Source organism: Quisquiliibacterium sp., from assembly GCF_982640115.1.
The window spans coordinates 1-9,807 of sequence record NZ_CEXFHW010000155.1; the positions used below are offsets into that span (position 1 = coordinate 1).

The 9,807-nt window shown below is 70.2% G+C and carries 9 protein-coding genes; 4 read left to right on the plus strand and 5 right to left on the minus strand.

Annotated features, from left to right (window positions below; all coding sequences use genetic code 11):
* The first annotated feature begins 55 nt into the window (after nucleotides 1-55).
* Nucleotides 56-847, plus strand: a complete 792-nt coding sequence (locus tag AC2H6A_RS15090) for an HpcH/HpaI aldolase family protein (protein ID WP_484274476.1) — start codon at nucleotides 56-58, stop codon at nucleotides 845-847.
* On the opposite strand, the gene AC2H6A_RS15095 is transcribed toward AC2H6A_RS15090, so the two are convergent.
* Nucleotides 819-1,865, minus strand: a complete 1,047-nt coding sequence (locus AC2H6A_RS15095) for an NADP-dependent oxidoreductase (RefSeq protein ID WP_484274478.1) — start codon at nucleotides 1,863-1,865, stop codon at nucleotides 819-821. The two genes, AC2H6A_RS15090 and AC2H6A_RS15095, sit on opposite strands and share 29 nt — an antisense overlap.
* Before the next feature lie 222 nt (nucleotides 1,866-2,087).
* Here AC2H6A_RS15095 and AC2H6A_RS15100 point away from each other — a divergent pair, with 222 nt between their 5' ends.
* Entirely contained in the window at nucleotides 2,088-2,984 is an 897-nt protein-coding gene (locus tag AC2H6A_RS15100; RefSeq protein WP_484274479.1) for an enoyl-CoA hydratase, read from the plus strand.
* Here the strand turns inward: AC2H6A_RS15100 and AC2H6A_RS15105 are convergent, their stop codons facing one another.
* Nucleotides 2,985-5,024, minus strand: coding sequence for a molybdopterin-dependent oxidoreductase (locus tag AC2H6A_RS15105; RefSeq protein ID WP_484274480.1), 2,040 nt, complete (start codon nucleotides 5,022-5,024; stop codon nucleotides 2,985-2,987).
* 130 nt (nucleotides 5,025-5,154) lie between these two features.
* Between AC2H6A_RS15105 and AC2H6A_RS15110 the strand changes: the two genes are divergently transcribed.
* A complete protein-coding gene (locus tag AC2H6A_RS15110; protein ID WP_484274481.1) occupies nucleotides 5,155-6,783 on the plus strand; it encodes a gamma-glutamyltransferase family protein in 1,629 nt (542 codons plus the stop codon).
* Nucleotides 6,784-6,796: 13 nt separating this feature from the next.
* Here AC2H6A_RS15110 and AC2H6A_RS15115 read toward each other — a convergent pair whose 3' ends face one another.
* The 3 genes from AC2H6A_RS15115 to AC2H6A_RS15125 all read right to left on the minus strand — a co-directional run bounded on the left by AC2H6A_RS15115 (nucleotide 6,797) and on the right by AC2H6A_RS15125 (nucleotide 9,283).
* The gene (locus tag AC2H6A_RS15115; RefSeq protein WP_484274482.1) at nucleotides 6,797-7,114 is read right to left on the minus strand and encodes a hypothetical protein; all 318 of its coding nucleotides are present in this window, start codon (nucleotides 7,112-7,114) and stop codon (nucleotides 6,797-6,799) included.
* 85 nt (nucleotides 7,115-7,199) lie between these two features.
* Nucleotides 7,200-8,111: an HD-GYP domain-containing protein gene (locus AC2H6A_RS15120; RefSeq protein WP_484274483.1), complete on the minus strand. Its 912-nt coding sequence runs from the start codon at nucleotides 8,109-8,111 to the stop codon at nucleotides 7,200-7,202.
* Nucleotides 8,112-8,212: 101 nt separating this feature from the next.
* Nucleotides 8,213-9,283: a hypothetical protein gene (locus AC2H6A_RS15125; protein WP_484274484.1), complete on the minus strand. Its 1,071-nt coding sequence runs from the start codon at nucleotides 9,281-9,283 to the stop codon at nucleotides 8,213-8,215.
* 164 nt (nucleotides 9,284-9,447) lie between these two features.
* Here AC2H6A_RS15125 and AC2H6A_RS15130 point away from each other — a divergent pair.
* Nucleotides 9,448-9,807: DUF3391 domain-containing protein (locus AC2H6A_RS15130; RefSeq protein WP_484274485.1), on the plus strand; the 360-nt coding region annotated here is incomplete at its 3' end.

The following is a 9,807-nucleotide window of genomic DNA, read 5'->3' on the forward strand; positions in this document are numbered from 1 at the left end:
GGTCGGGGCCGAGTCAGGCCCGCCGCCTCAACCCTCCAAGCCAAGGACACCTCACATGCGCGAGAACACCGTCAAGACCATCTGGAAGCAGGGCGGCGCCGTCATCAATGGCTGGCTGGGCATTCCCAGCTCGGTGGCCGCCGAGAACATGGCCCAGGCCGGCTGGGACTCGCTCACCTGCGATCTGCAGCATGGGCTGGTCGACTACCAGGCGGCGGTGCCGATGCTGCAGGCGATCAGCACCACCGGCACCACGCCGATGGCGCGGGTGCCCTGGAACGAGCCGGGCATCATCATGAAGCTGCTCGATGCCGGCTGCTACGGGATCATCTGCCCGATGATCAACTCGCGCGCCGAGTGCGAGGCGCTGGTGGGCGCCATGCGCTATGCGCCCAAGGGCTTTCGCAGCTTCGGGCCCACCCGCGCCATGTGGTACGCGGGCGGCGACTATGCCACGCAGGCCAACGACAACCTGCTGGCCATCGCCATGATCGAGACCCGCAAGGCGATGGACAACCTCGACGACATCCTGAGCACGCCGGGGCTCGACGGCATCTATGTGGGGCCCTCCGACCTCGCGCTGTCGCTCGGTGGCGTGCCCAAGCTCGATCAGACCGATCCGCCCATTGTCGATGCCATCCGGCGCATCGTGGCCGCCGCGAAGAAGCACGGCGTGCATGCCGGCATCCATTGCGGCACCACCGCCTACGCGCGGCAGGCGATCGCCTGGGGCTTCCAGCTGGTGACCATCGCGGCCGACAACGCGCTGCTGGCCAATGCCGCCCGCACCGCGGTCACCGAGATGAAGGGCGCCCCGGTCACGCCGGGGTCGGCGGGGCCGTACTGACCTGCACCAGCCGCTTGCCCATGGCCTCGCCGCGCAGCATGCCCAGCAGCGCGGCGGGCGCCTGGGCCAGGCCGTGCACGATGTCCTCGTGGAAGCGCATCTCGCCCGAGCCGAACCAGGTGGCGGCGCGCTGCTGGTAGGCCGCCAGCTTGTGGACATGGTCGTAGACGATGAAGCCGGTCATGGTGATGCGCTTGGAGACCAGCAGCTGCATGCCTTTCACGCCGCTGTCCTCGAGCTCGTTGTAGCGCGAGATCATCCCGCAGATGGGGAAGCGCGCGCCGACATTGGCATGGCGCAGCGCCGCCTCGAGCGTGGCGCCGCCGACATTGTCGAGGTACACATCGATGCCGTTGGGGCACAGCTCGCGCAGGGCGTCGTCCATGTCCTGCCGCTTGTAGTTGAAGCCGGCGTGGTAGCCGCAGTGGCGCAGCACGAAGTCGAGCTTGTCGTCGCTGCCCACCGAGCCGATCACCCGGGCGCCGGCCTGGCGGGCGAACTGCCCGGCGAGCTGGCCGATGGTGCCGGCCGCCGACGAGATGTAGACCGTATCGCCGGGTGAGACCTTGCCCAGCTCGACCACGCCCACCCAGGCGGTGAGCCCGGGCATGCCCATGGCGGAGATCGCCAGGCTGGGCTTGCCGAGGGCCGGATCGATGCGGTGCAGGCCTTCGCCGCGCGGCACCCGCACCCGCAGCGACCAGTCGAGAAAACCCCAGACGAAATCGCCCTCTCGGAACCGCTCGTTGCGCGAGGCGATCACGCGGCCGACCACGCGCGAGACGATCGGGCGATCCAGCGCGAAGCCGGGTGCATACGACGGACCTTCATTCATGCGGCCGCGCAGATAGGGGTCGAGCGACAGCCAGATCGCCTGCACCAGCACATCCTGCGGCCCGCAGTCGGGTTCCGGGCAGGATTCCAGGCGGAAGCAGGACTCGTCGGGCCAGCCGCTGGGGCGGCGGGCGAGCACGATGCGCTGGTTGGGTTCGTGAGGATCTGATGGCGGTTGGGTCACGGCGCGGGCTCCGGTGGTGGTGCTGCACTGTAGCGCCGGCCGTGCGAGGCCGCGGCCCGGACACTTCCGGAACGGCCCGCCCGGCGTCGCGCTTGCTGCCGCCGGGGCTGCGGGCAATGATCGGTCGGCCCGGATCCCGACCCCGCGAACCCGCAAGCGGATGCCATCGACCCCAGGCCCTGCTCACCCGATCCACCCCCCGATCCCTCACCGGAGCTGCTCATGGCCGACGCCGACTTCCAGACCCTGCTCTACGACATGCCCGAGCCGGGCATCGCCCGCATCCGGTTGAACCGGCCCGACCGGGCCAATGCCCAGGACACCGCGCTGCTCTACGAACTCAACGAGGCCTTCGACCGCGCTGCGCATGACGACGAGGTGCGCGTGATCATCCTGGCCGCCGAGGGCAAGCACTTCTCGGCCGGCCATGACCTGGCCGAGAACGACAGCGCCGGCGCGATGCGGCGCTACCGCACCGTGGGCACGATGTGCGGCTTTGGCTGCGCCGGCGCCGAGGCCCAGATGGCCCGCGAGGAGGAGATCTACACCGGCTTCTGCGAGCGCTGGCGCAACATCCCGAAGCCGACCATCGCGGCGGTGCAGGGCAAGTGCATTGCCGGCGGCCTGATGCTGGCCTGGCCCTGCGACCTGATCGTGGCGAGCGACGACGCCTCCTTCGCCGACCCGGTGGTGAGCTTCGGCGTGGGCGGCGTGGAGTGGTTCCACCATGTGGAGGAGCTCGGCGCGCGCAAGGCCAAGGAACTGCTGTTCACCGGCGATGCCATCGGCGCGGCCGATGCGCTCAAGCTCGGCATGGTCAACCAGGTGGTGCCGCGCGAGCAGCTGCACGAGGCCACCATGGCGCTGGCCCGCAAGATCGCCTCGAAGTCGCGCTTCGCGCTGAAGATGGCCAAGCTCGCCATCAATGGCGTGGCCGATGCCTCGGGCCGTGACATCGCGATGAAGAACGCCTTCCACCTGCATCAGCTTGCCCACACCCACAACCTGAAGGTGTTCGGCATGCTGATCGATCCCACCGGGCTGCCGGAGGCCACCCGCAAGGCGATGGCCGCGCGCCTGGCCGCCCGCGAGCAGGCGCAGGCGCCGGGCGCGGGCTGATCAGCCCGCTGCCACCACCTCCACGCGGGTGTCGTTGAAGCAGGCGCCGTCGGCGAGGTCGCTGCGGCGTTCGGCGCTCACCAGGGCGCTGATGGTGCGACCGGTGGGGCTGGTGGCCAGCCAGGCGCCTTTCTCGGAGGACACCACCCCCGGTGGCACCCGGTCGGTGATGGTGAGCGGCAGCTCGACCTCGCCCAGCGCGTTGCGCACCCGCACCCGGCTCACGCCGCTCAGCCCGCGGGCCTGCGCATCCTGCGGGTGCATCAGCAGCGCCGGGGCTTCCCCCGGGCGTCCGCCGCTGCCCAGCAGCGTGGAGGACACCCGCTTGTCGGACGCCGGCGAGATCAGCGCCAGCCCTTCGGCCTCGGCGGGCTGGTAGCCGGGCAGACGCTGGGCCGCGCCCCAGCGCTGCGCCAGGGTGTCTGAGGCGAGCTCGATGCGGCCGCTGGGCGTGGCCGGCATCTGGTTGACCATCAGCGCGAGCGGCGCGCCGTGCTCGTCGCTCATGCGCAGCGCCTCGCCGACCGGCAGGCGGCTGGGGCGTTGCCCGCGCAGGCGGGGATGGTCGGGGATCAGCGCGGCATCCATCAGCGCGGCGTCATCGTCCTGGAAGCAGGACTCCTGGAAGCCGAAGCGCGCGGCCAGGCGCCGGAAGATCTCGGTATTGGGCAGCGCCTCGCCGGGCGGCGGCAGCACCGGCTCGGCGCGCTGCAGCCAGTGCTGGCCGTAGGCGGCGTAGAGGTCGGGGCTCTCGAAGCTGCCGGCCGCCGGCAGCACGATGTCGCACCAGGCCATGCTCTCGGTCATGGCGATCTCGATGCCGCAGGTGAAGATCTCCTCGCGGGCCAGGCCGCGGATCACCCGGTCCTGGTCGGGCAGCACCACCACCGGGTTGTGGTTGTAGATGAACACCGCCCGGATCGGCGGGTCGATCGGGTCTTCGAGCAGCAGGCGGCCCGCTTCGATGAGGTTGAGTGTGCGGGTGTCGGGCGCGAGCAGATCGGGCCGGGTGAGCGCCGCCGGCGCGCGCGGAAAGGCGAAGCCCGCGCCGAGCACGATGCCGCTGCGGGCGTCGAGCCGGCCAAGCAGCGCCGGCAGGGCGATCGCGGCGCGCACACCGCTGCCGCCATTGCGGCCGCGCTCCAGCCCGTTGCCGGGGGCGAGCACCAGCGGCTCGGCCTGCGCCATCCAGCGCGCGAGCGTGCGGATGTCCTCCGGGTTCACGCCGCAGGCGCGGGCGGCCCGCTCGACGGGCCACTGCGCCGCCTGCGCCATGTAGTCATCGTAGCCATGCACATGGCGCGCGATGAAGGCGGCATCGTGCGCGCCGAGCGCGTGCAGCTCGATCGCCAGGGCGAAGCCGAGCAGCACATCGGTGCCGGGCAGCGGCGCAATGTGCAGATCGGCCAGCTCGGCGATCCGGGTGCGCAGCGGATCGATCACTGCCAGCCGCCCGCCGGCGCGGCGGGCCTGGGTGATGCCCCGTACCAGGTGCAGGTTGGTGACCGTCGCGTTGTTGCCCCAGACCAGGTTGAGCGCGGCGCCCGCGGCGGCCTCGGGGCCGATGCCGGCGACCGCGCCATAGGTGCCCACCCAGGCCTCGCGGCGCACCGCGCCGCACAGCGAGCCGCGATAGAGCTGGCTGGCGCCGAGCTTGTGGAAGAAGCGCAGCGACATGCTGTCGTAGGCGAGCATGCCGTGCGGGCCGGCATAGTTGAGCGGCATGACCGTCTGCGGACCGTGGCGCGCGATGGCCGCGGTGGTTCGGGCATGGATCTCGTCGAGTGCGGCCGTCCAGCTGATCGGCTCGAAGCGGCCGCTGCCACGCGGGCCGACGCGGCGCAGCGGCTGCAGCAGCCGCTGCGGGCCATGCACCCACTGCGCGGTGTGGTTGGCCACCTTGTTGCAGATCACGCCCTCGGTGTAGGGCAGGGCGTGCGAGCCGCGCACCCGGGTGATCCGACCCTGATCGACGGTGACGGACAGGCTGCAGGTGTCGGGGCAGTCAAGGGTGCAGACGCTGGGATGAACGCTGGGCATGGTGAAGCCTCCTTGGCGGTCATTGTCGCGCGGATCGAGACGCCCCGGCGACGGGTCATGCTGAAATCGCCGCACCGTGTCCCGCGCCGGATCGGCCCGGGTCTGTTCCCTTGTCCACAGGAGCCCTCCCATGCCCGCACGCCGTCAGGCCATGGTCGTCACCGCGCAGCCCGAAGCCACCGAGGTCGGCGCCGATATCCTGCGCGCCGGCGGCAATGCCGTCGATGCCGCAATCGCGGTCGCCTTCACCCAGGGCGTGGTCGACCCGCTGATGGCCGGCATCTCGGGCTTCGGCAGCATGGGCCTGTTCCTGCCGGGCCAGCGCCTGCATGAATACATCGACTTTCACTCGCCGGCCCCGGCCGCCACCCGGCCCGACATGTGGGAGAGCCTGATCGAGTCCGAGGCCCGCGACGGCTACGGATTCGTGCTGCGCGGCCGCGTCAACGACCTCGGCTACCAGTCGATCTGCGTGCCGGCGTCGCTGCGCGCCTACCATGACGCGCACAGCCGCCACGGCTCGCTGCCCTGGTCGGAGATCCTGCAGCCGGCGATCGAGTGGGCGCGCCGCGGCTGGCGGGTACGGCCCCATGTGCACTACTTCTGGTCCGACCAGGGCCAGATGGGCCGGGTGGGCTCGGCCGAGCGCATCGCGTTCTCGCGCAGCGGCCGCAGCCTGTACTGCGATCCCACCGGCGCGCCGCGCCGGGTGGGCGAGCTGGTGCGCAACCCTGATCTGGCCAACACCCTGGCGCTGATCGCCCGCGATGGCGCCGATGTGTTCTACCGCGGCGAGATCGCCGATCGCATCGTCGAGGACATGAAGGCCAATGGCGGCCTGCTCAGCCGCGAAGACCTCGCCGGCTACCGCAGCCGCAGCGTGCCGCCGCTGTGGGGCGAGTACCGCGGGCTGCGGGTGTCGAGCAACCAGCCGCCCGGCGGCGGGGTGATGCTGATCGAGATGCTGAACATCCTGCAGCGCTTCGACCTCGCCGCCCTCGGCCACAACAGCACCGACTACATCCGGGTGGTCAGCGAGGCGATGAAGCAGGCCACGGTGGACAAGGATCGGCATGTCGGCGACCCGGCCTTCGTGGATGTGCCGCTGGATCGCCTGCTGTCGTCAGCCCATGCCGACGAGACCGCCGCGCGCATCCGCGCCGGCGAGAAGATCCGCGTGCCGCGGGTGAACAGCGGCCGGCCGAGCAGCGACACCACCCAGGTCTGCGTGATCGACGGCGATGGCAATTGCGTGACCATGACCCATTCGCTGGGCATGCCCTCGGGGGTGATCACCGACGGCCTGGGCTTCCTCTACAACGGCTGCATGGCGGTGTTCGACCCGCGTCCGGGCCGCGCGGGCTCGCTCGCGCCCGGCAAGGCGCGCTTCAGCTCGGTGTGCCCCTCGCTTTTCCTGCGCGACGGCCAGCCGGCGCTGCTGATCGGCGCGCCCGGCGCCACCCAGATTGCCATGGGCGTGCTGCAGGCCTGCCTGAATGTGATCGACTTCGGCATGACCATGACCGAGGCGGTCAGCGCGGCCCGCTTCTCGGCGACCAGCGATGCGATCGACCTTTCCAACCGCATCAGCTTCCGCACCGAGCGCGAGCTGCAGGCCCAGGGCTACCAGACCGTGCGCGAGGCCTTCACCTTCGGCTTTGCCGCGGTGCACGGCATCCGCATCGACGGTGATCGCCTCGATGGCGGCGCCGACCCGGGGCATGACGGCAGCGCGATCGGCCTGTCCTTGCCGGGCTGACCGGCCACGGCCCTCAGGCCGACTTGGCGTTGGGATCGGTGGCCAGCGTGACCGCGATGCGCTTGGCGATGTCCTTGGCCAGCTCGGTGGTGTAGCCGGCGGTGATCAGGCCCTCCTGCAGCCGGGTGGCCAGCCGCGAGGTGCCATAGGCGCCCAGCCGGGTCTTGCGGTGAAAGCCGCGGGCGCGCGCGAGCAGCACCGGCAGTTCCTTGTCGATGCGGGTGCGGTTGGCGCTGTGGGCCACCGACACATGGCGCACGAACTGCTCGGCCATGCCATCGGCCTCGGCGTCGATGGCGGCGCGTTGGAGAAAGTCGCGGATGATTCCCATGGGCTGTCCTGGAGGGCGGGCTGCCGTCGCGCGGCACGCGGGTGCAGGCGCGATGATAGCTGCCGGCCTGTGGACTCGTCTGCGATCACGCCAGGGCGGTCGGGATGGCGTAGCCCCGGTCCCGGAACAGCGCGGTGCAGGCATCGACCACTTTTTCGTCGTAGATCCTGCCGCGACCGGCTTGTATCTCGGCCAGTGCCTTTTCAATGCCGAGGGAGGCGCGGTAAGGTCGATGGCAGCCCATGGCATCCATGATGTCGGACACCGCCAGGATGCGACCCTCGAGACTGATCTGACCGCCTTTCAATCCCCTGGGGTAGCCGCTCCCGTCAAGGCGCTCATGATGCTCCAGGACTGAATCGGCGATGGGCCAGGGGAAGGTCACATTCTTCAGAAGATCGTAGCCCGCCTGGACATGAGTCTTTACCAGGTTGTATTCCTCCGGTGAGATCTTTCCGGGTTTGGACAGGATCTCCACCGGGATGATGATCTTCCCGAGATCATGCAGATATCCAGCCACCATCAGCCCTTCCTGGTGGCTGGCATCGAGCCTCATCTCCTCGGCAATGGCCCTGGCCAGATCGCCCACATGCTTTTCGTGGCCCGCCGTGTAGGGGTCGCGCAGTTCAACCAGCTGGCGGGTGATGTCGATGGTCTCCATCAGCGCGCGCCGCAGTCTTTCCTGGTTGAGCGCTTCAAGTCTGGAAATCGCGAGTTGCGTAGCCAACCTTGCCTTGCCTTCGATGGCGATCACCAGTGCAGCTGCCTGCCGGGCTTTCTCTTCATTGGCGACGACGAGTTCGGCTGCCCGTCTGGCTTTTTCCTCATTGGCAATGACCAGTTCGGCAACCCGTTTGGCTTTCTCGAGGTTGGCCACCACCAGTTCAGCCACGCGTCTGGCGTTTTCCTCGTTCTGAACGAAGAGCGCCTTGTTGGCCGCGATCAGTTCGGCGGCCTGCCTCGCTATCTCGGCATCAGAGATCCTTTTTTTGCTCATTCGAAACCCTGCATGCGGCCACCGGTGGCGCCGGAATCCTGTGATGCCGGATGCCGGCATGGCACCCGTGGCGCAGTGTCCCCCGGGCTCGGGGCGAGCGTTCAGAGCCAGCGCAGGATGATCTCGGCGGCCTGCTCGTCGCCCACCGGCAACGGGGGCGTGGGCCTTGCCTGCGCCCAGAGCGCTGCCAGGGGCGCCGCCAGCCGGCCGGCCTGCAGGTCGGCGTCGGATACCTGCCGGGCGCAGGCCTGCTCGCCGATCCAGGCGACCAGGGCATCCTGCTCCGGCCAGTCCGGGCGGGGGGCGTAGAGGAGGGGTGTGCCGCCGCAGGCCGCTTCGGCGAAGGTGCCGTAGCCAGGCTTGCCGATCAGCGCATCAACCGATGCGACCAGCTCGCCGAAGGACCAGCCGAGCGTGTCCGAGGCCACCACCCGGGGGTGACGTATGCCCCAGGCCGAGGGCACCAGCCAGCGCACGCCCGGCTCGAGTGGCCAGTCGGCCATGGGCAGGGGGCGATCGAAGCCGCCGAAGGCGATCAGCACGGCTTTTTCGCCATCGGCCAGCGCCAGACGCTCACGCAAGGCCGCCCGGCGCGGGGCGCAGACCCGGGCCACCGGCCCGACCCGCAAGGTGTTGCCCAGCGCGGTCATCGGCATGCCCGGTGTGAGCACGATGAAGGCCGCCGCGCTGCGGTATGCAGCCAGCATCTCGGCCAGCACCGGCTCGGCCCAGGCCTGCCCGGCGAAGGCGAAGCCGGCCAGGTCGAACCAGTTGAGCGAACTCAGCCCGAGCGCCGGGATGCCGGCTTCGGCGGCCGCAGCCAGCGGCAGGTAGGCGGCGTTGGCGAGCACCAGGTCCACGGACTGCGCGCGCAGCCAGCTCGCGGTGTCGCGGACCCGGGCCGGCCAGTCGGCGTGGAATGCCTGGTAGGCACGGGCGCTGCCGGCATGGTCGATGCGGAAGGCGTCATGCATCAGGAAGCCGAAGTCCAGGGCCCGCGTCACGGGCTCGAGCGCCGGACCGATGCGCTCGCGCAGCCGGGACTGCGGCAGCGTGCTCACCACCGTCAGGCGAAGATCGGGCCGCCGGCGTTGCAGGGCCTGGAGCACCGGCCCGGTCTGGGCCAGATGCCCCAGCCCGTGGCCGGAGATGGTGACGAGCAGGTGGGGCATGGCGGGGCGCAACGCTAGCACAGGCCAGTGGGCTTTCCGCACGACCGGGGCTGCAGCCGGACATAGCCCGAATGGGGGGCGCGCAGATGTTCGCGGTGTGATATCCCTCGAAGGCCTGGCGCGCGGCATCGGCGTGCAGGTGCTGACGCTCCAGGATCATCAGATTGCAGACTGAGCTTCCCCGGGACCACCCCGTCCCGATCGACTCCCATCGTCTTCGGCTTGGCGTGTTCGTGATGATCGATCATCACTGGCTCGACCATCCCTTTGCGCGCAACCGATTCCTGATCAGCACCGCGTCGCAGCTGCGCGAACTGCAGGCGATGCAGGGCGCCGGCCTGTTCTGGATCCCCGCGCTCAGCCAGATCGAGCCGCTCCCCGAGGAGCCGGCGGCAGCGCCGCGGCCGGCCCGGGCGGTGGCCCCGCCGAGCGAAGACAGCGGGGCGAGTCTGCGGCGGGCCCAGTCGGTACGGGAGCGTCTGCTGGTGGCCCAGGCCCGGCGCGACTGGAACCGGGCCGCCGAG

Excerpts from the sequence above, each read along its gene's own strand:
- AC2H6A_RS15090 (WP_484274476.1), top strand. The coding sequence starts at position 56 with ATGCGCGAGAACACCGTCAAGACCATCTGGAAGCAGGGCGGCGCCGTC.
- AC2H6A_RS15100 (WP_484274479.1), top strand. The coding sequence starts at position 2,088 with ATGGCCGACGCCGACTTCCAGACCCTGCTCTACGACATGCCCGAGCCG.
- AC2H6A_RS15105 (WP_484274480.1), bottom strand. The coding sequence starts at position 5,024 with ATGCCCAGCGTTCATCCCAGCGTCTGCACCCTTGACTGCCCCGACACC.
- AC2H6A_RS15110 (WP_484274481.1), top strand. The coding sequence starts at position 5,155 with ATGCCCGCACGCCGTCAGGCCATGGTCGTCACCGCGCAGCCCGAAGCC.
- AC2H6A_RS15115 (WP_484274482.1), bottom strand. The coding sequence starts at position 7,114 with ATGGGAATCATCCGCGACTTTCTCCAACGCGCCGCCATCGACGCCGAG.
- AC2H6A_RS15120 (WP_484274483.1), bottom strand. The coding sequence starts at position 8,111 with ATGAGCAAAAAAAGGATCTCTGATGCCGAGATAGCGAGGCAGGCCGCC.
- AC2H6A_RS15125 (WP_484274484.1), bottom strand. The coding sequence starts at position 9,283 with ATGCCCCACCTGCTCGTCACCATCTCCGGCCACGGGCTGGGGCATCTG.